Source organism: Aquimarina amphilecti (assembly GCF_900109375.1).
In the GTDB taxonomy this organism is placed as follows: Bacteria; Bacteroidota; Bacteroidia; order Flavobacteriales; family Flavobacteriaceae; genus Aquimarina; species Aquimarina amphilecti.
The window spans coordinates 591451-617226 of sequence record NZ_FOAB01000004.1 but is presented as its reverse complement, the minus strand read 5'-3'; the positions used below and the strand labels follow the sequence as shown (position 1 = coordinate 617226).

The following is a 25776-nucleotide window of genomic DNA, read 5'->3' as shown; positions in this document are numbered from 1 at the left end:
GGGTACTAACCATAGCCGAGATGTTAAATTTTATTAATAATAAACTGAATAAATATCTCTGGATTTCTATTTCATTATTACTAACTTGATAATAAACCATTCTTAAATATTGAATATAGCTACAAAAAAGTTGAAAATGATAAATCATTTTTGTTGATTAAATCTACTATCACGGTCAAAAGCTTTTCTAATAAACATTAATAGATATAAAAAATGAGAGTTTATAAATCTGTTTAAGTGTAGCTATATAAAATAATGATTATTCAGCTATTATTTTGATACCATTCAGTAAGAATGAGCTGTATATCACTGTTTCTCTTGTATTATCGTTTTTACTTTGCTTCAAATTAAAAAATGATAATACAATGAATAAAAATTCTTTAATTACAAAATTAACTCCAATAATAGCTGTCATTCTTTGTTGTTTGTTATATGCATCAGGATATTTTCAAATGATTATAGCCGCTTTAATATTTATAATAGCAAGTGCTATAGAATATAAAAAAGAACTTTTTAGCTCTTTAGGTTTTCACGGCAAAAGGACAAGTGCAAAAGATTTATTAATTCAGGCTCCACTATTAGGTATCGTTATCTTCTTTTTTAATGGATATGTATTGCTACCAAGTGTTACGTACTTTACAGGGCAACCTATAGACTATTCTGAATTTGAACAATTTGTTGGAAATCTACCAGCTATATTGGGGCTATTTGTTTATATGATTTTATCGGCAGCATTCGCCGAGGAAATTGTTTTTAGAGGATACCTTATGAAACAGTTTACTAAGTTTTTTGGTTCAAGCAAAATTAGCCTTGTCATTAACATTCTACTCTTTGGGTTTATTTTTGGGTCTTCTCATGCATATCAAGGAATAACAGGACAGATTGTAACAGGTACTATAGGTATGATCCTAGCCATCATTTTCCATATCCGAAAGAACAATTTATGGTTCAACATCGCGGTTCATGGTTTTATTGATACCGTTGCTTTAATTTTTATGTATTACGGATGGCTGTAAGGATCTAATACGCAAAACCTATATATTTATTCAAGATATAAGAAAACAAATGGCTTATCAGCTGCCCTTAATTTCTTATATGATACGTTCTGCGTAATTAAAACAAACCAAAAAGTATACAATATCTGAAAATCTGTATAAGAAGTTAAGATCACTTCACATATACCTTTGCCTTATTAATTTGAACCAAAAGAATAAGCAAAAATGAAGACAAATCAATTTGGTAAAAAAGGATGGACACCTGAGAGAATTGGGTCTCTTAAAGGTAAAACATTCGTTATAACAGGTACTACAAGCGGAACAGGATTTGAAGCAGCAAGAATATTGTTATCCAAAGAAGCAAAAGTGGTAATGCTTAATCGTAATCCAAAAAAATCAGAAGATACCATCACGGCTTTGAAACAAGAACTAGGTAATGTAGATGTATCTAATATACGTATGGACTTGGCAGAACAAGCTTCTGTAAAAAATGCTGCAGAAGAAGTTCTTAAGAAAGTTCTTCAGATAGATGCCTTGATGTGCAACGCGGCCATTGCCCAGGTACCAAAACAAACGTTAACGGTTGATGGCTTCGAAAGTCAGCTTGGTGTAAATCACTATGGCAACTTTTTACTTCAAGCTCTGCTATATCCACGAATAGAAGAATCGAAAGGGCGTATTGTAACTGTAGGAAGTATGGGGTATAATTTAGGGATTAAAACCATACAGTTTGATGATATGAACTGGGATGAAAATTATAGCCCTAATGGTGTGTATAGCCAAAGTAAACTAGCACAAATCATGTCTGTATATGAATTACAAGATAGGTTAAAAAAAGCTGGTAAAACTAACTTAAAAGTTTATGCTTGTCACCCAGGTGCTTCTTCAACCTCTCTAATCAAAACCAATGGTAGTTTAATAACTAGGTTCATATGGCAATTAATGAAATTATCTCCTATGGTACAATCGGCTGAAAAAGGTTCATATCCAGAATTGATGTGTGCTACAGAACCAAATCTTGATCAAAGAGGTTTTTATGGTCCCACAGGAAGAAATTATTGGACTGGTCCCGTTGGCGAGTGTAAATTAGAGCCACACGCAAAGGATAAACCTGTAATGGAGAAACTTTGGGATGTATCAGAAAAAGCAATAAATTTTAAATGGAATTTTTAATTAGTGTAATGAAACATTTTAAAACATTATCATCTTATTTAGATTATCTTGAACTTCCTCTTCCTGAACATCCTATGCTGAGTATATTTACTCCAAAAGTAAATGGTTACCTTCCTTGTCCAAGAAAAAGTTCACCACCTATAACTAACGAATGTTATTCTATTAGTTTAAAGAAGTTTGTGAAAGGAAACTTAAACTACGGACGAACAAAATATGATTTTACTAATGGTGCTTTAATTTTCATTTCGCCAAGACAAGTTTTACAATGGGATGATAACGTAGTCTTTGAGCAAAAAGGCTTTTCAATAAACTTCCATGAAGATTTTCTAAAAGGAACAGAACTAGTACAACAAATAAAGAAATATGGATTCTTCTCCTACTCAGCAAATGAGGCACTACATCTTTCGCCAAAAGAAGAAAGGCAGATAGAATCAATTGCGGAAAATATTGAAATAGAATATCAAAATAACCAAGATGAATTTAGTAAAGATATTATCCTTTCTCATTTAAGTACGCTCTTAAAATATGCCAATCGATTTTATGAAAGACAGTTTCTAAATCGAAAAGAATTATCAAATGATTTGTTAGTGCAATTTAATCAACAATTAGAAGATTATTTTGAATCAGGACAATTACATGAAAAAGGTATTCCAAGTTTAGAAAAAATGGCAAATAAAATGTCAGTTTCGCAGCGCTACCTGAGTGACACACTTAAAAGTGAAACTGGTAAAACTACAACCGAACACTTACAATTATACTTGATTGATGTAGCAAAAAACATTTTGTTGAAACCGAATAAAAGTATTTCGGAAGTTGCATATGAATTGGGGTTTGAGTATCCGCAATATTTTTCAAGATTATTTAAGAAGAAAGAAGGTATAAGTCCTACTGAGTACAGAAAACTATATAAAATGAATTAAAATTATGGATATATTAAAAACAGCAACTGATTGGGCAAAAGCAGAACTTTTTTCAACCCCATTTTTCATTCTCTTCGGGCTTGTATTTATGGCAGCAAGTTTAGGATTTTGGCAGTTGGGAAAAACTGAAATTTCCAAAGCTTACATCATACCTACCGTGGTAGCAGGTGTTTTACTTTTGACTATAGGACTCGGGTTATTTTTTACTAATAAATCAAGAATTAAAGAATTTGAAACTGCCTACAACAAAGATAAATCAGCATTTTTAGAATCAGAAATTGTACGCGCTGAAAGCACTTTGAAGGAATACAGAACAATAGTTTTCAAGGCTATTCCGATAATAATCATTGTAGCCGCCTTACTAATTATTTTTATAGACAGTCCAACTTGGCGAGCAATTAGTATCACAACGATTGCTATGATGATCGTTATTTTATTAGTGGACGGAACTGCCCACGCAAGAATTGAAACTTACAAAAAGCAATTGGAATTAGTTAATAAACAAGAAAACTTGAACTTAAAAAAATAACAACACACAAGGATACTAATAATTAATACGAGTTTTGGTACATAACCCAAAGTTTACTATATTTTTATATTGTCGATCAAATCTTTTGATTTAGCTTTAGGAAAAAGATAAAACAAAATTAAAGGTTTTGGCTAATGTATATCTAATCCCGAACTAACACAACTGGAGCGTTAACAACTAGAAAAAATATTAAACGCAAAAAAATACTATCCTGATATTTTTGATACTAAAGAAAATATTACTGAATTCAGGTTACAATAAAGTAAGATATTTATATTTGACCTAATACCAATTAGAAACGCATTACTATCACCTGCCTTTAATTTCTTATACGAAGAACGTTAGAGTTTTCTTTGGATTGATATTTAAATTTGAGAATGGTAAGGTAAAAATTATAAAAATGAATCTATCAAATAAGAAGGCTGTTATTTTTGATATGGATGGAGTAATAGTTGATTCTGAAAAACTTTGGAAAAAAGCTGAATATGAAACATTTACTTCGTTAGGTGTCAAAGTAACTGAAGAACATTCTGAAATCACAAAATCTATGACCACATATGAGGTTACTAAATTTTGGTATAATAAATTCCCTTGGAAAGGTAAAGACCTTAATACTGTGGAACAAATGGTTATTTCAAAAGTCATTAGTTTGATTGAAACAGAAAATTGTGAAATCTTTGGAGTAAAATCATTCATTGAAAAACTAAAAATCAAAAACTATAAAATTGGATTAGCCACTAATTCCCCAAATAAAATTATTCCTATAGTTTTAAATAAAATAAATATTTTACATCTATTCGATGCTATTTCATCTGCTGAATTCGAAGAAAAAGGTAAACCTGACCCTGGAGTTTATTTTACTACAGCAAAAAAGTTACATATAAAACCAGAAAATTGTTTAGTAGTTGAAGATTCTCATTCTGGTATGTTAGCAGGAAAAAAAGCAGGTATGACAGTCATTGCCTTCACTAATGGAAATAACAAGCTCAACTTTGAGTTAGCTGATTATAAAATCAACTGTTTTGAAAAAGAAGGAATGAAATTACTTAACTAAAACCTACTACTAACAATGGTAATAATCAAAACGAAATTTAGTGCTTAATCAAAAGTTCTCTACTTTTAATTCTGGAACTGATAATAACCTAAACATTGTCTATAAGCTGAAAAAATGAAATTGAATGGATAAAATCTATACTAAAAATGTATCTTGTTAGCTCAACATTTACTAAGTAACAACAGATATATTAAACATTAACTTGCATTCCAAACATAATTAAATTAATACTACATGGCAAAGAATAAAACAATTCAAACTAAAGTCAATGTAATCGATTTTATTAATTCTTACGTGGACAATGAGCAAAAGAAAATCGACAGTAATAATTTAATTGAATTAATGGAAAAATGGTCTGGATTTGAGCCTAAAATGTGGGGACCGACTATTATTGGTTTTGGTAGTTATCATTACAAATATGCTAGTGGACATGAAGGGGATGCTCCTTTGCTCGGTTTCTCACCACGAAAAGCACAATTTTCGCTTTATATATATTCGAAAACTGATAAAAGTGATGAATTATTAAAAGATTTCGGGAAATTTAAAATGGGGAAAGCCTGTATTTATGTAAAAAAACTTGCCGATATTGACATTTCTATTTTAGAGAAACTCTGTACAGAAACAATAGAATATCTCAACGAACATCATGAATGTGCATGTAGAAATTAACTTACCTAACAAGAAACGTTTACTAACTGCCATAATCTTCATATAGTACACAATTAGTATCAATTGATATAAAATTAAAATCCAGTTAAAAATGAAAGTTACAGCTGAAAAAAATGAAAAAGTCGCAAAAATGATTTTTGCATCCATTTACCCTCTTTACTGGAATAGATTGGAAAAGCATGGCAGAACAAAAGAAGAGTTCCATCAAGTAATAGAATGGTTAACTGGTTTCAATGAAGATAGATTACAAAAGCTTATTGAAGAGAAAGTAACATTTAGAACTTTTTTCGAAAAAGCAAAAATTCATCCCAATGCGCACATGATTAAAGGAGTTGTTTGCGGTTATCGAATTGAAGAAATAGAAGATGAATTTGAAGTGTATAAACAATGTAGGCGTTTGGAGAAGTTGATTGATGAATTAGCAAGAGGTCGTAAAATGGAGAAAATTCTTCGGAAAGATAAATAAAACACCTGATCATTATAAAATACTAACACCTACATTATCTATGATGTCCATTCTCAATAAAATGAAATTTCCATCTATTATTTCAAAAACATCATATAACCAATGAAAATAAATTTATTGACTATAATTCTTTTTTGTACGATTTTATTCGCTTGCAATACTGAAGATGATGATCGGTATATTTTCTTTCTTCATAATCGATTTTTAGAGGAACATGATTTAGACGAATTACACCCTGAATTCGGAAGAACTGAATACAATGAAATTATTGATGAATTTAAAAAAAATGGTTTAAAAGTTATTAGCGAAAAAAGAAATGGAAATGTTAACGCTAGAGAATACTCAGTTGGTATTGTAAATCAAATCGATAGCTTAATAAAAATAGGAGTTGGACCTAAAAGAATAACTGTAATTGGAACATCAAAAGGTGGATATATTGCCCAATATGTTTCGACTTTGTCAAATAATCAAGATTTAAACTTTGTATTCATTGCTAGTTTTAGGAATAGTGATATTGAAAATATACCTGAAATTAATTATTGCGGAAATGTATTAACGATTTATGAAAAATCTGATTCATTTGGAGTTTCCGCTTTAGAACGAAAGAAAACTTCACGTTGCGAAATAAAACACTTTAAAGAAATTGAATTAAATACAGGAATGGGTCACGGATTTTTATTTAAGCCTTTAAAAGAATGGATTAATCCGTCAGTAAAATGGGCATATGGAAATTACAATCTAGAATAACAGTAATGGATAACTGTACGTTAATCATTGCTGATAAATGCTAAATCTAAAAGCTCATATTTATTTACAAAGACGATTGATTTTTTAAACCTCCGAATTAAAAGACAAACAAAATGTAACAGATTTAGCTTGTGGCTAAACCTAAAATAATCGCTTGTTTTCTACCCTAATTGACATATATTTATCACTGTAGTTAATTAAGACAAGGAAATGAAAAAAATAACTTTACTAATCATATGCTCTCTAGGCTTTATTATAAATACATATTCTCAAAAAAAGACTAAAGAACTATGGGAACATACAGAAATAGGTTCAGTACTAATATATTATTCGCTAGAAGAAGCTCTAAAGGATCCAAAAAAAGTTAGAGGTCTACAAATAAGAGATGAAGGTCTTGAAAAGATCCCAAAGGATATTGCAAAATTAGTTAACCTTGAATACTTAAGACTACATCATAATAAATTCGAAGAAATCCCTGATTTTATCTTTAAAATGAAGAAAATTAGAGTTTTAGAAATTGGAGGGAATAGATTAGGAGTAATTCCTAAAGAAATTGGCGAAATGACACAGCTCGAATTTTTAGGATTAAAAGCTAATGGATTAACTAATCTTCCAGAATCAATAGGTAATTTAACCAATCTAAAAAAACTTGATTTAGATTTTAATCCACTAATAACACTTCCAGAGTCAATAAAAAATTTGACAAAACTAGAAACTCTTTATTTTTCTCACGCTAAATTTTCAGATGTAGAAATAGAAAGAATTAAAAAATTGCTACCTCACTATTTTGGTAATTAAAAGAGCAGTTATATCTCTTAATAAGAGACTATGTTGTACAACATAAACTAGATCTTTAGTAAAAAGATTGAACAAAATTTAAAATCTAATGAAAAGAATACTTTTATATCTTATGATATTTTCTGCTACTCAAGTTGCACTTGGACAGAATGCCTTTCAAAAAGCTTTCAATTCAGAAGTAAGATCTACTAAAGAAAATATTCGTGTCGAATTTTCTGATGCTAAAGGAAATTCTGGTCACTTACCAATATCAATAATAAAAGGTGAAATTGATGGACCAGTTTTCACTATAGTAGCAGGTGTTCACGGTTATGAATATCCACCAATTGTTGCTACGCAAAAATTATTAAAAGAAATAAAAGCGGAAAATCTTAAAGGAACACTTATTATCATCCCTATTGCTAATATCGCCTCTTTTTTAACACGAACTCCATTTATTAATCCACAGGATCAGAAAAATTTAAACAATGCCTTCCCTGGAAAAAAAGATGGTACCATCACCGAACAGATAGCATATTTTATCACTACAAATATTATTCCCGAAAGCGATGTTTTTTTAGATGTACATGGTGGAGATGCTTGCGAAGATTTGATCCCTTTCGTATGCTATTATAATAATACCAAAAAACCAAATCAGACTGCTTTAGCGAAGAAGTTATCTGAAAATAGTGGATTTGAATATGTTGTCTCCTACCCATATACTATTTCGGACGAGGAACCTGCAAAATATACATTTAAACAAGCAGTTCAAGATGGAAAAACAGCATTAAGTATTGAATGTGGTAAATTAGGAAATGTACAACATGAGAACGTCGACCTGATTAAAAAAGGTATCTACAATATGCTTCAGACTATGGATATGTACTTCAATGGAACGGGAGCTCATAAAAACATTATTCATTGTAATAATCAAACTTATATAAATGCCAATGTAAAAGGTATTTTTTATAGTAATTATAAAGCTGGAGATAAAGTAAGTAAAAATGATATTATTGGTTATACTACCGATGAGTTTGGTGTTCTCTTAGAAGAGTATAAAGCAACCAATGATGGTATTGTTTTGTATATGCTTGCTACACCACCGATAAATATTGATGATACAGTCATGTGTATTAGTACTTATGTGAAAAACTAGATGTTTTATGTTAGTGTATTAAATATCCAAATGGTTCTAGAAATTTTCCTATAAACTCATATGAGTCTGTTGATTTTAAACCGAATATAATATAAAAAAACACTCAAAATTAGATGTTTTTTTCACAGCTACATTAGATATATTAAACATCCTATGGAATTTCAAATAATATTATGGAGCATAAATTACCACTCCCTACTTTTAATTTAGAGGATATAATTGAAAAAATAAAAGAAATAATAAAGTAGTAAATAAGATATTTTCAAAATTACTATTTAGATACTTAGCCAAAAGTAAATTTTATATAAACTGGCTTCATTTTTGATGATATTTGAACAAACTAATTAACTGATTTTATTATTCCTTTACTATGTAAATTCAGATGATATTAAGAATTTTAAAATAATAAAGACGTAAATTTAAGTTTATAAGAATGATTATTATTATACAATAATTAATTAGGTTTTGGTTTAAGGTTTATATTAAAAATAACATAACTAGTATACATTAAGATGGAGTACAAAGAAACGCTACCTGATCATTTATTTTCGCATCATGTAGAAAGCTATTGGCATATTTTTTCAGATGAACAATTGACAGAAAATCCTTTAGAAATGTTTCTACCCACCTGTACATTTAATATTATATTTATTGATTCTCCCTGTATGGTAAGGAGTAATTCGCAAACCAAATGGATACATCTATATCCGGGAGCTTATTTTATTGGACAAACAAATACTTCTCTTAGTTTTAAATCTAAAAAAGCAATCAATATTACAGGCGTAAGGTTCAAGCCTTTTGCATTTGCAAATCTTATCAAAAATCCATTAATAAATTTTAATGACAGTATCATTGATATAGAAAAAGTTTTCCCTCTTGATAAAACATCTCATCTACTAATCAAACAAATTTCTTTAAAAAGTAAAGCTATTATACAAGAACAACTTATTAATGAATTTACAAATAGCTTATTGTCAAAAACTATGTCCGTCGACGAAAGTTTAAGAGCTCAATTAAACTTTATTATGTATAGACACGGAAGTATTAAGGTTAGTGAATTATTTGAAGAATTTAATGTAAGTAAAGTTACGCTGCACAAACATTTTATAAATAAAGTGGGACTTTCTCCTAAAAAGGTCTCACAAATTTGGAGAATGAATAGAATCCTACAACTTAGAGAAGAGTTTCCAGATATGAGCCTCACCTCTATTGGTTTAGAGGCTGGATTTTATGATCAAGCACATTTTATTAAAGACTTTAATACTATTTTTAAAATAACGCCTTTTAAGTTTTTTTCGCAAAAATCAAATCTGATTGAAATTGCCAATCGTAACATTTTAAAACGATTCACGAATCAATACGACCCAATCACGTCATAATACATTTGGGATTATTTTCTTCGCGGTTTACTTTTTTACAATTTTATAAAAGTTCCTTTTTTTAATTTCGTTTAAAAATTTAAAACAATGATAGTAATCCGTAAATATTTTTTCCTTCTTTCAACCCTATTACTATGTCACACAACTATCAATTCTCAAGATATTGAATTAAGTGAAAAGTATAAAAAAGAGGTTATTAGTACTTTGTCTAAATTGATGAATGACAGGTATGTTTTTCCTGATGTTGCAAAAAAAACTGAGGAACATTTAAAGAAACAATTTGACAAAAAACATTTTGATCAGTTTGTAACAAATGAAAGTTTTGCTGAAGCACTTACTAAATCTGTACAATCAATCAATAATGACAAACATATGAAAATCATGAGTCAGCCTCCATATGAACAACCCTCTATGACTCCTGAGCGTCTTATTGAAGAAAAAATTTATAACCTCAAAAGGAAAAAAGAATATAATGCTGGATTTAATAATGTAAAAGTACTGGAAGGAAATATAGGATATCTGGATTTAAGAGGGTTCACTTATTATAAAGAAGGAAAAATAATTGCAGACGCATACATGAAGCTTATCTCAAATACAGATGCAGTAATTATTGACCTAAGTAAAAATGGTGGTGGAGATCCTGATATGGTAAAGTATTTATGTAGTTATTTTTTTAAAGGAGGTGTTCATTTAAATAGCCTCTATTTTAGAGAAGGTAATAAAACAATTGATTTTTATACACTTGATAAAGTGGATGGTACAAAAATGATTGATGTTCCATTATTTGTTATAACTAGTAAAAGAACATTTTCGGGTGCTGAAGAATTTTCATATAATATGCAAACACAAAAACGTGCAACCCTAGTAGGACAAACCACAGGTGGAGGAGCGAATCCTGGTGGCACTAACCCTATTAATGAATTCTTAAGTGTTTTCATACCAACCGGAAAAGCAATTAATCCCATCACAAAAACAAATTGGGAAGGTGTAGGTGTCGTTCCGGAAATCAAAGTATCTAGTGATGAATCACTTAATAAAACCCACGAATTAGCAAAAACAGCTGCTGATCAATACAGAAAAAAGTTAAAGGAATTCTATACCAATACTTTTATTAATCTTCTATCAAAATTAGAGAATTATGACGAAGTAAATTCTGAAAAAAACATTCTGACTACTCTAAAGGATTGTAAAGAAAAAGGAATTATAGAAGAATGGGAAATCAACGCGTTAGGATATCAATATCTTATGGAACATAAAAAGTCAAAAATTGCAATGTGCATATTTAAGGCAAATACCATTTTACACCCAGAATCCGCAAATGGTTTTGATAGTTATGCTGAAGCATTAATGGAGCTTGGTAACTACGATAAATCGATAAAAAATTATAAAAAAGCTGTAGAACTTGCAACTGCAGACAACTCACCTGATCTATCTGTATATCAAGAAAATCTAAAAAAAGCATTGCAGAAAAAATAACAACAAACCTTGTTTAATCTTCAAGAAATTAAAGAAGTCTATTTCTTAGTATGTATATCTTTTCACTATATTCTTTAAAAGAATTGTGAACATCAATATGCATATGACTATAGTCAATCAGTTCTTGTATATTTATGATAATATTGAAATTTAAAAATTAAAAACACTTAAATTCTGAACAAGAGTACCTAGAATTAAATAACAAATTACTCGACTACAGCATATATCAAACATTGGCGATAACTAAAACTAAATGGAAAAATTAAAAAACTGTATTTTAAGTCAAGTATCTATTGATAAAAACGCTTTGAATAATATTCTTTCAGTTTTTAATCCTTTAGAAATAACTAAGGGGGAGTTTTTTCTCGAATCCGGGAAAATCTGTCGACAAATGGCATTTATCGAATCTGGTTTCATGAGAATGTATGACATCGCAGATGGAAAAGAAATCACATTATGGATTGGTAGTGAAGGCAAGTTCATAACCTCTCTTTCTAGTTTTATTTTTGAAACCAACAATAATTGGAATATCCAAGCTATTACTGATTGTAAGCTTTACACGATTAACAGAAAAAATCATTTTGAACTGAATAAAACAGAACCTAAATGGTTAGAGTTTGATAATCTCTTATTAGCTAATTCTTTTGCTTTATTAGAAAAAAATATGTTTTCTCAATTGCATACTACTGCTAAGCAAAGATTTAACAGCTTACTTAATGAAGAACCAGAACTTTTTAAAAATGTTCCATTACAATATATCGCATCTATGTTAGGAATTACGCCAGAGTCTTTAAGCAGGCTAAGAAAAGGGAATTAACTATCATTTGTCAAGAGAGATTAGACACCATTTATAGAAATTTGTGAAAACAAAATTTTTATAAAATGAACAAATTACAAGAAGCTTTAAGAATCAATGCTATATTCTCCAGTCTGTCAGGTTTAATTATGATCTTATTAAATCAAAAAATAGCAAAATTGTTTGGAACTAGTAATAATACCATTTTTTGGATTATTGGATTAATACTAATCTATTTTGGATCAACTATCTGGTATGAAATAAAAAAACAGAGAAAACCTGCTGTTATATGGATCATTATTCAAGATTATACTTGGGTTTTAGGTAGTATAATACTTATCATAATTGATCCTTTCAAAATTACGGAAGCAGGAAACTTAATAATTGGAATTATAGCGCTCATAGTTCTGTATATGGGGATAAATCAAATGATTAATTTGAATAAAACTGCCTCTAATAACACCTATAATTAATACAGATTTTAGTACACAGGCTTAGCGCTAATCTTTAAACAAAATCTGTTTTTGAGTACATTTCATAATCAAAAATAAAATACCCTTAGCCCCTCATTACTGTTAAAATAATTAATACTGTTTTTTTATTTGCTACACATTATGTAGCTTTGCTACCAATTATGTAGCAAATAAAAAATATGTCATTACCAACACCAGGAAAACCAGTTAGAGGATCTAAATCAGGAAATCATTTAATGGCCTTGTTCGATCTATTAGGAAGAAGTTGGTCCATGGGAATCATCTGGAGGTTACAAGAAGGCTCTTGTACATTTCGCGTACTTCAAGAAAGATGTGAATCCATTTCGCCAACAACACTAAATAGAAGATTAAAAGAATTAACTCAATCTTTTTTAATTGAGAGAACAGTTGACGGATATGCCCTAACCAATAAAGGAAAAGAAATTTTCCTATTACTTAAACCTTTAGAATCTTGGGCAAAAGATTGGGCAAAAAACTTCGACACTAATGAGTAGAGAGCAGTCTTATAGTAATTATGATTTTGACAGAGGCGTTGAGTTACGTGAAATTGAAACAAAATCTCACGAAATTTCCTATATCCCAATTTTTAAAAATGATTTCTTTATAACCACATCAGTAGGAAAAGATAATATCCTGATGCATGTTCCATTAGAATTAATCGCTCTTACAGATAAAAAATACTTTCTCGGGGTAGTAAATAAAAAAGAGATTTGGTGTATTGACTTATCAGACATTGAACTCACAATTATCTCCGATTTTTTATCTTATTCTGAATTAAGATGTGTACGAGATTGTTTTCATATAATTAATGAAAAAGAAGCATCATTACTAGCATATGCTAAAGGGATTTCAAATTGGAATAATACACATCAATTTTGTAATAATTGCGGTTCAAAAACAATTAAAGAAGAAAAAGGACATCGAAGAAAATGTGTAAATAACCTTTGCAATTCACTTCATTTTCCAAGAATCAATCCTGCAGTTATTGTATTAATTGAATATAAACCAAAAAAATCCCCTCCTCTATGCTTGTTAAATATGCAGGAAAAAGAATATGGTTATATGTGTTCTCTCTTTTCTGGATTCTCAGAAATTGGAGAAAGCCTAGAAGACACCGTTAAAAGAGAAATGAAAGAAGAAGTTGATTTAATGGTAGATGATATTGAATATATCGCATCACAACCTTGGTCATTTCCATCATCTCTGATGCTAGGTTTTTCTGCTAGAACAAAGAACAAAAAATTTAAAGTTGATAATAAAGAAATAAAAAAAGCACAATGGTTTTCTGCCAATCAAATCAATAAAATGGTACAGGAAAATAAACTTATAGTTTCAAAAAATGATTCTATATCTAATTACCTCATAGAGTTATGGGTAAAACAAAATAGTTAAAGACAATTAAATAAAAATTATGGAAAAAGTAAATGTAACAATCGTAGCAACAATAAACCAAAATGGTAAAGAAGAGTTATCTCACTATCTTGAAAAAGTAGGGGTTCTTTATAAAAAAGTAGATGCAAAACCAATTAATAAATTCAAAATAACAAAACCACTAATAGGTGATTATAGCCCAAGCTTAGTTTCTATAATGGAGTTTCCTAATATGAAATCATTAAATGACGTATTTAATAGCGATGAATATAAAGAATTATTACCTTACCGTGATAAAGCTTTTTCTAAATTAGAAGCCTATATAAGTGAATAAAAAGTAATAAATTATAGATGGTTTCGTAGTGTTTCACTCTACTGTGATGCATATTATAATATTGTAAGTCATTAGAAACAGAATATAAAATGAAGATGAAATTTCCAATTTTAGAGTCTGAAAGAGTAACTTTAAGACAATTTGTTAATTCAGATTTAGAAAATGTTTTTAAAGGACTTTCTCATCCCGATATTATAAAATATTATGGAGTAAGTTATGATAGTCTAGAGGCTACAAAAGAACAATTGATTTGGTTTTCTGATCTTGAGAAAAATCAAAATGGAATTTGGTGGGCAGTGTGTTCTAAAGATGATGGAAGTTTTCTTGGAGCTGGCGGATTAAATAACTTAAGTAAAGAAAATAAAAAAGCAGAAATTGGTTTTTGGTTATTATCCGAAAATTGGGGAAAAGGATTTATGACCGAAACAATGCCGCTTATTTTTAATTATGCTTTTGATAGTCTTGGATTACATAGAATTGAAGGCTTTGTAGAAACAAAGAATATGAATTGCAAAAATGCTCTTGCAAAACTTAAATTCAATTTAGAAGGAACTATGAGAGATTGCGAAGTGAAAAATGGCAAGTTTATTAGTTTAGATATCTACTCAAAAATAGCTGATAAATAAAATATATTATCTAGTAATAGTTGAAGCTTTATAGATTAATAAAAAACAGCATTAACTAAATTAAACAAGCAACTAATAAATGAAGAATGTATTTTTATTATTTATAGTTTTCTCAATCATATTCTCTTGTAAACAAAAGAATATGATTGAGAAAAGTCCTGAAAAAGATTATTCTTTTATAGGTGATACTCTAACTACAAACTTACAATCAGCCTTTAATAAAAAAGCTATCATTGGATTCTCTGTATCTGTGGTTGATGATAAAGGATTGATTTACGAAAATGGATTTGGACATACTGACATAGATAAAAAAAATAAGTATACCATAAATACAGTACAGAACATTGCGTCTATATCAAAAACGCTAATTGGTATTGCTCTTTTAAAAGCGCAAGAACTAGGAAAATTAAATATTAATGATCCTATTAATAACTATCTCCCTTTTAAAATTATTAATCCCAATTATCCTGAAACACCAATTTTAATTAAACACCTTGCCTATCATAGTTCTTCTATAGTTGATCTAGATGAAGTATATGCAAAATCTTATGTTCTAAAAAAGTCAAAGCATAATGACAATGAAGGTGTTTATGGTTGGTTTAGTAAGCCTGAAGCCAAAATTTCTTTACTTGATTTTATCAAAAATAGTTTGACGGAAAATGGGAAATGGTACAAAAAAGAAACCTTCTCAAACAATGAACCTGGAAAAGCAAGAGAATATTCCAATATTGCTGCGGCTCTTTGTGCACAGATAATAGAGTTTGCAACAGAACAGGACTATCAATCTTTTACAAAAGATCACATATTAAAACCATTAAAAATGTCATCATCTGGTTGGTCATCAAAAGATATAGACACCACAAAGCGATCCAGGTTATTTGCAAATGAAAAAATGATGATAGCAGAGTATTCTCTAATCACTTATGCAGATGGTGGTTTTATCACTTCTAATAATGATTTAGGGTTGTTCTTAACTGAACTAATTAAAGGCTATAAAGGAACTGGTACACTTTTAAGTAAAGATGGCTATAAAAAATTATTTGAACCTCATAAATTTCTTAATATAAAAGAGGATATAGAATTTGGGGTTTTTATAGAATTTAGTAATGAATTTGCTAAAGTTAAAGGGAGTTTAATTGGCCATAATGGTTCTGATCCTGGAGTAACTACCGCCATGTATTTTAACCCAAAAACTGAAACCGGAAAAATATTACTAACCAATACTGATTCCGATTTTGATGAGAACTACTGGCCAGAAATTCAATCAATTTGGAAGTCCTTAATTAAATATGAAATAGAGCTCTATAGCGAAAAAACAGGAAAGTAATAAACTAAAAAATAATAAGCACATTATATCATAGATTCTGGATAACATAAAAATGCAAGAAAAAATAATACAATAACTCTTGATTTTTTAGATCACGTAACCATTAGAGTGAAAGATTTGAAAATTTCTAGATTAATGTACTTTTATTTGTTTTCTCAAATAGTACACGTAATTGGTAAATCAACCACAAAATGAAAATTCAAAAATTAAAGTTATATACAAATAAACTAGATTTAGAAAAACAATTCTATTCTGAAGTTTTAGGATTTGAAATAATTGAAAGTAGTCTAAACTTTTTTACATTAAAAATAGGTTGGAGCGAACTAACTTTTGAGAGATCTAAAAAAGATTATAAGTATCATTATTGTTTTTTAATACCATCTAATAAATTGATTGAAGCAATGGAATGGATGGAAAAAAGAGTTCCCATTTTAGACTTAGAAAATGGAAGAAAAACCCAAAGGTTTGAAAGTTGGAATGCTGACTCTTTTTACTTCTATGATGCTAGTGGAAATATTGCCGAGTTTATTGTAAGACATGAACTGAAAAATACTACTAATACAGATTTTAAAATTTCAGATGTATTATGCGTAAATGAAATAGGAATGCCTACAGATAATGTAGAAAAAATTAATAATCAGCTTCAAGAAAATTTTGGAACCAAATTTTGGAAAGGTGATCCCCTAAGATTTGGAACAAATGGATCACAAGAAGGGTTATTTTTACTACCAAACTATAACTTAAAAGATTTTTGGTTTCCTACTTCAATTAAAATAAAACCTGAACCATTTAATATTCTTATAAATAATCATGGACGACAGTATAATCTGGAATATAAAAATGGTGAAATAAAAGCGTCTATAAAAAACGAATATAGTTAATACAGAGTTTATTAACTGATCCTAGATTCGTGGTTATTAACTTCGTTTTGTTTGAATATTTATACAAAAAAATTGTATTTTTAATTACTTATTATTAGGTCACAATAAGAGTATTGTGAGTAATTAAACTACAATTCATGAATAGAGCATTAAACTTTCATAGAAGTCTAATTATTTTTGGAATTCCTCTATTGATTATTGGTGTTATGATACTCATAACAAAATCCCCAATATTTATCATTAACCAAAAAAGCTTATCAATAGGAATTACATTTGATTTATTATTAACGGTTCCTTTTGTATATTTTTTATTAATTAGAAAAACCAAAGTCCCTAAGATTAGTATTATTTCTTTTTTGATTATTGGAATGGTAGTTTGTTATGTAATAATTCCACCTAAAAACCAATATTATTTAAACCTTTTTAAGACTTGGATATTTCCTGTTTTAGAACTTTCTATACTGTCGTATGTAATTTACAATTTAACCAAGGCAATAAAACGTTACAAATCAAACAGAAATAAATCCGTCGATTTTTTTACCGCCTTAAAGAATACTTGCCTAGAAATACTTCCTAAAGGCGCAGTAAACCCTGTAGTCATGGAAATTGCCGTTTTATATTATGGGTTTATTTATTGGAAAAAAAGAAAACTCAATGAAAATGAATTTTCGTATCATAAAAATAGCGGGACAATATCTTTATTAACCGCTATTATATGTATCATCGCTATAGAAACTGTCGTATTTCATATTCTTCTTTCTAAATGGAATACTCCTACCGCTTGGATTTTAACATTTTTGAGTATTTATTCTGGTATTCAGATTTTTGGTTTTATAAAGTCAATGTTTAAAAGACCAATATCAATCGAAAACAACAAATTATTCCTTCGTTATGGAATTATGAATGAAACTATCATTAATTTAACAGATATCGATAGTATAGAGGTCTCATCAAAAGATATTGAATTAGACAAAGTCACTAGAAAACTATCATTTTTAGGGGAATTGGAAAGTCATAATATCGTTATCAGGCTAAAAGAAGAAAACACGTTGATTGGGCTTTATGGAATTAAACGCACTTACAAAAACTTAGTACTACATATCGATAATAAAATTGAATTCAAAAACCAAATAATGTATGCTTTAGAAAACAGGACATAACAATTGTTTTTTTGTCTTCACTCTTATTCATAAAAACACACTGGTATCCGAAAAATAAATTGATAGGTTCCTGTATATTTATAGATGTTATACTAAAAGAAAGTATAAACTTTTTGATCACAGAATATTTATTTAATTTTATATTAAACCTTTTATAATCAGGTCAGTCAAATAAGCTAACTATATCGATCAAAATGAAAAACATACTTTTTATCATCTTGACTTTTGTTCTCTTAATTTCCTGTAAATCGAATCAAGAACAAAATGAACAAGACCCCAACCAAAAACTATCATCTAATCAATTAATTACGGATTTAGATACGGATAAAGATGGTAAATTGTCTAAAAATGAAGTTAAGGGGCCGCTAATCGATAACTTTTCTACTATTGATATAAATACTGATGGTTTTCTGACAGCAGCGGAACTTAAAAAAACACCAAAAAATCCAAATAATAGACCTCCTAATCAAACCAATAGAAAAAGTGATTTATCTAATGAAATCAACAATTCTGTAAAAGTTACTCCAGTAAATCCAGATTACTTTATTTTGGAAAACATTATTGGAAAAATTCAAAAAGAAACAATAGATCTGAATGGAATTGAGACGCTATGCTATATTATCAAAACAAATTCTCAAGCGAGCGAACATCAAATGGGACCTTGGTGTCCAAGACATATTGACGATGGAATGGAAAAAGCAGGGATTTGGTTTGAGAATGGAAAAGTTTATGATGTTTCTGGCCACTTTATAGCTAACTTAGATACATTTTATAGTGATGATAAATGGAAATTATATCGAGAAAATGGAACTATAAAGGTTACTGATACTGAAGAAGGTTGTCTGGCAGCAGCGAAACCAAATGTAGAAGAAAAATATCATAACTATTGTGTAGAATGCTTGCCTGAATACTTTAAAGATCAAATAACCACTTTTGTAATCCCGGTAACACCGAAATATCTGAATTCTTCCCAAAACTTAGGAAGAGATGGAATTGGACTTGCATTTAATGGTGTAAAGTTTGACCCTCCAGCACCAACACATGCAATTTTAGCAGCTCACACAATTGCTCCTTTAGATGATCATGGAGGACATGTAAATCCTCATGGCGGTTATCATTATCATGCCGCAACTGGATCAACAAAACAAATCGAACAAAATGATTTACATTCACCAATTATTGGTTATGCCATTGATGGATTTGGTATTTACTCCTTATCAAATAAAAAAGAAAGTAAACCTACTGATTTAGATGAATGTGGAGGACATTTTGATGATACTAGAGGATACCATTATCACGCAGGTGCGCCAGGTGATAACCAAATTATAAAATGTTTACACGGATTACCTGGCTATACAGAAGTAAAAGAATAGAAAATTATATCTAGTTTAAAAAACCTTATATAACGTTGTTACAATACATCCTTTACCATTATCTAAGCCAATAGATAATAGTTGTTTTTCCTCTTTTACTTTAAGATTAAATGGTGGTTTTAATAAATTTATACCACTTTGTTTCTTTAACCTGATTCCTTGCCCTGAAATAATATCTCTATTAGGAATAAAATCTCCTTCAGGGATATGTTCTGTTAAAATCACGTATTTAAAAGCATTTAATTTACCTACTATTTCTTGTACTTCGATATTTGATAAATGTTGTAGTACCTGTCTCAATATTATACAATCTCCCAAAGGCAAATCATTAACTGCTGCGTCCAAACAATGAAATTCTAAATTTGGTAGCTTAAATTTTTCTTTATTATGCACTATTAGATCCGCTACAATATCTAACGCAATGTATTTCTTACTATACCGAACCAGTTGGTTTCCTATATTAAAGTCCCCACAACCGATATCACATACTATCAATGGGTTTTTAAACGAATTTAAGAATGATGTAACGACATCTATATAAGGAAGTACTATTTTAGGATCATGAGATCCAACACCTGAATAAAAATCAGAACCTACATCACCCCAAAGTTTCTTTTCATAAATCTGTTCCATAGCATCTTTTGTTGGCCATGGGATTTTCTTTTTATTCATATCCATCCTTCCTAAAACACTATATATCTAAGCAAACATACGAATTACAGAATAGATAGATCGTCATAAAAACAGCATTAAATAATTTTATCATCATCCAAATAGAGGTTTCAAAAAGTACAATTAACAGTCTTTTTTTTGTAGCATTAAAACCTTCATTCTGCTTCATCTTTGCACTGTATTAATCATTAAATAAACAAAAAAATGAATATTAAAGACCAAGTACAAAAAATGGATGCAATTGTAGCACAAGGTGCTATTGTTGAAGCAGTAAAAGGATTTTTCGCTGATAATGCCGTAACATCTGATTATGGTAATAGTGGAACAAATGGAAAACCACAAATGGTTGAAAAAATGGAAGGTTTTGCTGGAGCAATTGCTAAAGTAAATGGAATTACACATCATCATACAATTGTAGATAAGAATGTCTCTGCTTCTGAATTTACTTTTGATTTTGATATGAAAGATGGTAGTAAGATATACTGGCACGAAATCATCCGCCGAATTTGGAATGACGAAGGAAAGGTAATTAAAGAAACATATTTCAACGCAGAATAACTAAAAATAAAATAATAACAATTTAAATAAAAAAACATGAAACTTATAAAATCATCATTATTAATAATTGCACTTATTTTAACAGCAAATTTATCAGCGCAGGACAAAAAAGCCAATAACGTTGATAACAGTAATATTGCTTTGCAAGGATACAGTCCGGTATCTTACCTAGACCTGGGTTTAGCGCAGAGAGGAAATAAACAATACAAATCGGAACATCAAAAAGTTATTTATTACTTCACATCATCAGATCAAAAACAAATATTTGATAATAACCCCGCTAAATATTTACCACAATATGGAGGTTTTTGTGCATTTGGCACGTATGCAGGAGCAAAATTTAGAATTGACCCTACAAAATTTATTGTTAAAGATGGTAAATACTATCTATTCTTAAACAATGTAGAATTAGATGCTAAACAATTATGGTTAGCTGAAAAAAGCCATAATAAACTAAAAAATACAGCTGATAAAAATTGGAACAAACTGAGTAAAATTCACAATTGATTTATCCCTCACATTAAATTTAAAAATCATGAAATTTGTAACTAAAAGAATACACGCATTTTTAGATTATCCTGTTGCCGTTATATTAATTATTCTTCCATATATTCTAGGTTTAGGAAGTTCTAATCCGTTAGCACTATATATTTCCGTAGTAACTGGAGTTGCAGCATTTATATTAACCTTATTAACAGATCATAATTTAGGAGTATATCGAGTTGTACCGTATAAAGTTCATTTAATTGTAGATTTTTTAGTAGCAATAGTATTTATTTTAGTTCCTTTTGTTTTATCATTCGAAGGAATAGATGCTTACTACTATTGGATAAATGGTGCAATAGTACTTATTGTGGTTAGCTTACATAAACCAGAAGTGGCTATTTGATTTATAGATATTTGATCAAATAAATTATAACAATACCTTCTTGAATTAAAATTCAGGAAGGTATTGTTGTTTTATATAATATAATTAGAAAATTATGATTGTCGATATACCAAATGATTCATTCTAAAACTTCTTACACTTTCACTATCTTGCTTTTAAATAAAAATAGATTATTGATCCTGTGAGATCAACTAAGAAAGATCGTATAAGTGTATATTATAAATTAAATGCATAAAGTTGAAAAAATTTCACCAGAACTGAATAAGGTATATTTTATAGAAAAGCATACATTAATTCATATTTTATCAGGCAATGGAAGTATTCAGGTAGATTTCAAAAATTATTTTGACTGGCAAGAAAAAGCTATTTTTTTAGAAAAAGGACAATACATTAAATTTCTATCTGACAATTTTACTATCAGAAGAATTGAATTCACAAACAAGGATAAGTTCTATAATACAGAAGTAAGAGTATTATTTAAACACTTAATTTCATTAGGATACATTGATTTATTAGAGTGTGATGAATGTAATAACTTTTTATCTGAATCAACCTTAACTGATAATTCTTCTAATATTATAGATATCTCTTCAAAACAATGGTACTGGCAAAACCCTTTTAAAGCAAACAAAGAAGAATATCAGATTATTTTTGATATTAAAGATATTATTGATGAAGAATATTCCAATAACTTAACCAGTAACGATCTAGCAAATCTTATTAATGATAATGGATATAATGCCCAGGCACTTATTAAAAATAAAGTAGGATTGTCAATTAAAAATTTAGTAAGCTCTAAAAGATTACAGGAAAGCCAAAAACAAATTGCTTTTACCGATAAGAATATTCAGGAAATCTCTTATGATTTAGGGTTTAAAGATGATGCTTATTTTAATCGTGTTTTTAAAAATTCAACTGGACAAACGCCTAAACAGTTTCGAGAAAACTTCGATTTCGAAAAACGAGATGCATTTACTCAAAACATCCTAGAACTACTTCAAAAATACCATACTCAGGAAAGAGCTCTAGAATTTTATGCAGATAAAATGAACCTATCCATTAAAGCACTTTCAACTAAAGTTAAATCTAAGATGAACATAACTCTAGGTCAATTAATAAGGCTAGAGCTTATCAATACCGCAAAATTTATGCTTATTGAAGGGGAATCTATTTCTGCAATATCTAGAACTTTAGGTTTTGAAGAACCTAACCATTTTACTCGGTTTTTTAAACATTATTTAGGTATAACACCAACAGATTTTAAATCAGGTATTTAAATAAAAAAAACTAGCTAATACTCTGTTTACAAAATGTACCTGATTTGTAACAATTGAGTTAGAACATATAACAATTCGGTAATTATAATTACGTTCATACTGTGTATCGTAGTAGCTTTCGCATAAATTAATATATTATGTTTTTAAGCGCTATAGGTATTGTTCATTTCGCCTCATCAATAATTTCATTATTATTTGGAACTCTAGCTTTAATCAAACCTAAAGGCACCAAAAATCATAAGAGAATTGGTTACGTCTATACAATTGCTATGGGTGTTCTACTCGCCACTTCATTTATGATATATCGATTACATGGAACGTTTGGTGTGTTGCATTGGTTTGCAGTAATTAGTGGCATTACCTTGTTATTAGGAATTATACCGATGCTCATAAAAAAACCAATAAAATATTTGCAACTACATCTTAGTTTTATGTATTGGAGTGTGATTGGATTATATTGTGCTTTTTTTGCCGAAGTACTTACCAGAATACCATTTATACTAAAAGTTGATAGTAACATAATTCCTGTTTTTTATTCATTAGTCGGAATTGCAACAGCAATAGTTAGCATTATAGGTTCTATTTATTTCAGAAAATATAAGGATTCTTGGATTAGTCTTATAGAAGATTACAAAACAAAGAAATAAGCGCTGTAAGAATACAGCGCTTATGAATGATATAATGAATCTTATTTTGGCATTACAACATCACCGATTACATGAATCACTCCATTAGAAGCCATTACATCAGTTTTTACAATTTGGCTATAATTTCCATTTTGATCTTTTAACCATATTTTCCCATCCTTTTTCAGAACTTTTAGTTTGGCCCCGTTCAACGTTGTTAATTCCGCTTTGCCTCCTCCACTTTTTAATGCTTTTACTACAGCTCCAGCATCAATTTTTCCTGATACCACGTGATATGTCAGAATTGAAGCTAACTTTGTTTTGTTAGCAGGTTCTAATAAAGAATTTAAAGTTTTCGAATCAATCTTCGCAAAAGCATCATTCGTAGGAGCAAACACGGTAAATGGTCCATCACCTTTTAGGGCATCTACTAAATCAGCAGCTTTTACAGCTGTTACTAATGTAGAGAAGTCATTTACAGAAGCTGCAACATCTACAATGTCTTTTTTTGATTGTGCAAACATCGATTGAGATACTACGAATAAGAAAAGAGTTGAGGTAATAAAAATTAGTTTTTTCATGATTTTATTTTTTAATTATTAAACAATATTAAACGCGCTTTTCAATATCATATACACAAGTTTGTTTCGTTTGGATGAGATTGGATGAGATTTTTTTTAAATTTGAAGAAGCCAATAATTAAATGAAAGACGATTTAGAGCTCATAAAGAGGTTACAGAACCAAGACACAAAAGCGCTGTCTAAGGTCTATGATCTATACTCTGGGGCACTTTATGGTGTGATCTTGAGAATGTGTAAAAATGAACCTTTAGCACAAGAATTATTACAAGAAACATTTATGAAAATTTGGCAAAAAGCAACTACTTATAATTCGGATAAAGGCAAGTTTTTCACCTGGTCCTATCGAATAGCAAGGAACATTACGTTAAATTCTTTAAGAAAAAAAGAAAACCTCATCCAAAATGAGGATTTAAGTGTATATAAAGATAGAAGTTCTTCTGAAGAAAAAATAGATACCAAAGGAATAGTAGGCTCTTTACAAAAATTAGAACCTCATCATCAAAAAGCTTTAGAACTTGTATATTTTAATGGACTCACTCATAGAGAAGCTCATGAAGAAATGGATGTGCCATTGGGGACATTCAAATCGTATATAAAACAGGCTCTTAAAAAATTGCGTGAATCTTACAAAGAAGAACTTGTTATCGTATGGATTATTATTGAAATGATGAGATGATGGATAGGAATACAATAAAAAATACAGGAATACTAGAACAATATCTATTAGGTGAACTTTCGGAGAAGGAATCTACGGATGTTGAAAATATCCTAAAAGAAGATGATGAGTTGCGCGAATATTTTAGTAAAATGGAAGATGATATGGAGCAAATAGCTTTAGAAAATGCCATCTCCCCTCCTACTCATTTAAAAACAGCGATATTTAATAATATAGAAAAAGACACCACACATTCTGATGAAAAAGTAATTCCATTAGAAAAAACAAAAAGAAAATCTTATAATTTTGCTATTGCGGCAAGTTTAGCTACACTATTTTTATTGAGTTCTGGTTGGTTATATAATCAATGGAAAGAGACAGAACAGACTATAGTTAATTTACAACAAGAAACAGATAATTTACGAACCAAATTGGTAAATATAGAAGGAGATTTAAAGGAAACGAATGATTGGTATCGAGCGATTAATAAACCCGATGTAGTTCAATTGGTTTTAAAAGGAAATGAAAAATCACCTAATTCTGCTGCCGTTGCTTACGTTAATCATCAAAACAAAGAAGTTATATTAAACCCTCAAGGGCTTTCTAAGCTAAAGAACAATAATACTTATCAAATGTGGGCGGATGTAGAGGGAGAAATGATAGATATGGGGGTTATTTCTTCTGATGTTGAAATGATAAAAATGAAATACATAGAAAATGCTGAATCATTAAACATCACTATTGAACCAGCTGGTGGAAACGATCATCCTACGGTAGAGCAGCTTATTTCTAATGTGATTTTATGATAAACCAT

Annotated in this window: 31 protein-coding genes; 29 read left to right on the top strand and 2 right to left on the bottom strand. The window is 29.4% G+C overall.

The window, feature by feature from the left end:
* Positions 1 to 365 precede the first annotated feature (365 nt).
* From BMY33_RS13395 to BMY33_RS23800, 22 genes are all read left to right on the top strand, one after another.
* Positions 366 to 1016: a CPBP family intramembrane glutamic endopeptidase gene (locus tag BMY33_RS13395; RefSeq protein ID WP_091409360.1), complete on the top strand. Its 651-nt coding sequence runs from the start codon at positions 366 to 368 to the stop codon at positions 1014 to 1016.
* Between the two features lie 204 nt (positions 1017 to 1220).
* Positions 1221 to 2168: an SDR family oxidoreductase gene (locus BMY33_RS13390; protein WP_091409358.1), complete on the top strand. Its 948-nt coding sequence runs from the start codon at positions 1221 to 1223 to the stop codon at positions 2166 to 2168.
* An 8-nt stretch (positions 2169 to 2176) separates the two neighbouring features.
* On the top strand, positions 2177 to 3088 hold the full coding sequence (locus tag BMY33_RS13385) for a helix-turn-helix domain-containing protein (protein ID WP_091409479.1): 912 nt from the start codon (positions 2177 to 2179) through the stop codon (positions 3086 to 3088).
* A 4-nt stretch (positions 3089 to 3092) separates the two neighbouring features.
* Positions 3093 to 3617, top strand: a complete 525-nt coding sequence (locus BMY33_RS13380) for a hypothetical protein (protein ID WP_091409356.1) — start codon at positions 3093 to 3095, stop codon at positions 3615 to 3617.
* Positions 3618 to 4017: 400 nt separating this feature from the next.
* Complete coding sequence (gene hxpB / locus BMY33_RS13375) at positions 4018 to 4671, top strand: hexitol phosphatase HxpB (RefSeq protein ID WP_091409353.1); 654 nt, start codon at positions 4018 to 4020, stop codon at positions 4669 to 4671.
* A gap of 234 nt (positions 4672 to 4905) precedes the next feature.
* The gene (locus BMY33_RS13370) at positions 4906 to 5340 is read left to right on the top strand and encodes a DUF1801 domain-containing protein (RefSeq protein WP_091409350.1); all 435 of its coding nucleotides are present in this window, start codon (positions 4906 to 4908) and stop codon (positions 5338 to 5340) included.
* 91 nt (positions 5341 to 5431) lie between these two features.
* A complete protein-coding gene (locus tag BMY33_RS13365; protein ID WP_091409348.1) occupies positions 5432 to 5806 on the top strand; it encodes a DUF2200 domain-containing protein in 375 nt (124 codons plus the stop codon).
* 102 nt (positions 5807 to 5908) lie between these two features.
* Entirely contained in the window at positions 5909 to 6553 is a 645-nt protein-coding gene (locus BMY33_RS13360) for an alpha/beta hydrolase (RefSeq protein WP_091409345.1), read from the top strand.
* A 210-nt stretch (positions 6554 to 6763) separates the two neighbouring features.
* Positions 6764 to 7351, top strand: a complete 588-nt coding sequence (locus BMY33_RS13355) for a leucine-rich repeat domain-containing protein (RefSeq protein ID WP_091409343.1) — start codon at positions 6764 to 6766, stop codon at positions 7349 to 7351.
* 88 nt (positions 7352 to 7439) lie between these two features.
* Entirely contained in the window at positions 7440 to 8486 is a 1047-nt protein-coding gene (locus tag BMY33_RS13350; RefSeq protein WP_091409340.1) for a M14 family metallopeptidase, read from the top strand.
* Positions 8487 to 8998: 512 nt separating this feature from the next.
* The gene (locus BMY33_RS13345; protein WP_091409337.1) at positions 8999 to 9865 is read left to right on the top strand and encodes an AraC family transcriptional regulator; all 867 of its coding nucleotides are present in this window, start codon (positions 8999 to 9001) and stop codon (positions 9863 to 9865) included.
* 87 nt (positions 9866 to 9952) lie between these two features.
* Entirely contained in the window at positions 9953 to 11341 is a 1389-nt protein-coding gene (locus tag BMY33_RS13340; RefSeq protein ID WP_091409334.1) for a S41 family peptidase, read from the top strand.
* A gap of 253 nt (positions 11342 to 11594) precedes the next feature.
* The gene (locus tag BMY33_RS13335; RefSeq protein WP_091409332.1) at positions 11595 to 12158 is read left to right on the top strand and encodes a Crp/Fnr family transcriptional regulator; all 564 of its coding nucleotides are present in this window, start codon (positions 11595 to 11597) and stop codon (positions 12156 to 12158) included.
* Positions 12159 to 12223: 65 nt separating this feature from the next.
* Entirely contained in the window at positions 12224 to 12610 is a 387-nt protein-coding gene (locus tag BMY33_RS13330; protein WP_091409329.1) for a hypothetical protein, read from the top strand.
* Between the two features lie 179 nt (positions 12611 to 12789).
* A complete protein-coding gene (locus BMY33_RS13325; RefSeq protein ID WP_091409326.1) occupies positions 12790 to 13125 on the top strand; it encodes a winged helix-turn-helix transcriptional regulator in 336 nt (111 codons plus the stop codon).
* A complete protein-coding gene (gene nudC, locus BMY33_RS13320) occupies positions 13118 to 14023 on the top strand; it encodes an NAD(+) diphosphatase (protein ID WP_091409324.1) in 906 nt (301 codons plus the stop codon). Before BMY33_RS13325 ends, nudC begins: the two co-directional genes overlap by 8 nt.
* A 19-nt stretch (positions 14024 to 14042) precedes the next feature.
* A complete protein-coding gene (locus BMY33_RS13315) occupies positions 14043 to 14336 on the top strand; it encodes a DUF1330 domain-containing protein (protein WP_091409321.1) in 294 nt (97 codons plus the stop codon).
* 89 nt (positions 14337 to 14425) lie between these two features.
* Entirely contained in the window at positions 14426 to 14962 is a 537-nt protein-coding gene (locus BMY33_RS13310; protein WP_091409319.1) for a GNAT family N-acetyltransferase, read from the top strand.
* Between the two features lie 142 nt (positions 14963 to 15104).
* Complete coding sequence (locus BMY33_RS13305) at positions 15105 to 16289, top strand: serine hydrolase domain-containing protein (RefSeq protein WP_244543016.1); 1185 nt, start codon at positions 15105 to 15107, stop codon at positions 16287 to 16289.
* Between the two features lie 191 nt (positions 16290 to 16480).
* Positions 16481 to 17170, top strand: a complete 690-nt coding sequence (locus BMY33_RS13300; protein WP_091409314.1) for a VOC family protein — start codon at positions 16481 to 16483, stop codon at positions 17168 to 17170.
* A 137-nt stretch (positions 17171 to 17307) separates the two neighbouring features.
* A complete protein-coding gene (locus BMY33_RS13295) occupies positions 17308 to 18330 on the top strand; it encodes a hypothetical protein (RefSeq protein ID WP_091409311.1) in 1023 nt (340 codons plus the stop codon).
* 194 nt (positions 18331 to 18524) lie between these two features.
* Positions 18525 to 19703 carry a YHYH protein gene (locus tag BMY33_RS23800; RefSeq protein ID WP_091409308.1) on the top strand — a complete coding sequence of 393 codons (1179 nt, stop codon included), beginning with the start codon at positions 18525 to 18527 and terminating at the stop codon, positions 19701 to 19703.
* Positions 19704 to 19718: 15 nt separating this feature from the next.
* Here BMY33_RS23800 and BMY33_RS13285 read toward each other — a convergent pair whose 3' ends face one another.
* Positions 19719 to 20375, bottom strand: coding sequence for a class I SAM-dependent methyltransferase (locus BMY33_RS13285; protein WP_091409476.1), 657 nt, complete (start codon positions 20373 to 20375; stop codon positions 19719 to 19721).
* Between the two features lie 204 nt (positions 20376 to 20579).
* On the opposite strand from BMY33_RS13285, the gene BMY33_RS13280 reads away from it, so the two are divergent.
* The 5 genes from BMY33_RS13280 (at position 20580) to BMY33_RS13260 (ending at position 23746) form a co-directional block, all read left to right on the top strand.
* The gene (locus BMY33_RS13280; protein ID WP_091409306.1) at positions 20580 to 20933 is read left to right on the top strand and encodes a hypothetical protein; all 354 of its coding nucleotides are present in this window, start codon (positions 20580 to 20582) and stop codon (positions 20931 to 20933) included.
* Positions 20934 to 20969: 36 nt separating this feature from the next.
* Positions 20970 to 21440: a YHS domain-containing (seleno)protein gene (locus BMY33_RS13275; protein ID WP_091409304.1), complete on the top strand. Its 471-nt coding sequence runs from the start codon at positions 20970 to 20972 to the stop codon at positions 21438 to 21440.
* 28 nt (positions 21441 to 21468) lie between these two features.
* Positions 21469 to 21822, top strand: a complete 354-nt coding sequence (locus BMY33_RS13270) for an SPW repeat domain-containing protein (protein ID WP_091409301.1) — start codon at positions 21469 to 21471, stop codon at positions 21820 to 21822.
* 227 nt (positions 21823 to 22049) lie between these two features.
* The gene (locus tag BMY33_RS13265; protein WP_091409299.1) at positions 22050 to 23099 is read left to right on the top strand and encodes a helix-turn-helix transcriptional regulator; all 1050 of its coding nucleotides are present in this window, start codon (positions 22050 to 22052) and stop codon (positions 23097 to 23099) included.
* A 137-nt stretch (positions 23100 to 23236) separates the two neighbouring features.
* Entirely contained in the window at positions 23237 to 23746 is a 510-nt protein-coding gene (locus BMY33_RS13260; protein ID WP_091409297.1) for a DUF2306 domain-containing protein, read from the top strand.
* Positions 23747 to 23787: 41 nt separating this feature from the next.
* Here BMY33_RS13260 and BMY33_RS13255 read toward each other — a convergent pair whose 3' ends face one another.
* A complete protein-coding gene (locus tag BMY33_RS13255) occupies positions 23788 to 24306 on the bottom strand; it encodes a fasciclin domain-containing protein (protein WP_091409295.1) in 519 nt (172 codons plus the stop codon).
* Between the two features lie 122 nt (positions 24307 to 24428).
* Here BMY33_RS13255 and BMY33_RS13250 point away from each other — a divergent pair, with 122 nt between their 5' ends.
* A complete protein-coding gene (locus BMY33_RS13250; RefSeq protein WP_091409293.1) occupies positions 24429 to 24983 on the top strand; it encodes an RNA polymerase sigma factor in 555 nt (184 codons plus the stop codon).
* Complete coding sequence (locus tag BMY33_RS13245; RefSeq protein WP_170837075.1) at positions 24983 to 25768, top strand: anti-sigma factor; 786 nt, start codon at positions 24983 to 24985, stop codon at positions 25766 to 25768. The genes BMY33_RS13250 and BMY33_RS13245 overlap by 1 nt, the downstream gene beginning before the upstream one ends.
* Positions 25769 to 25776 lie beyond the last annotated feature (8 nt).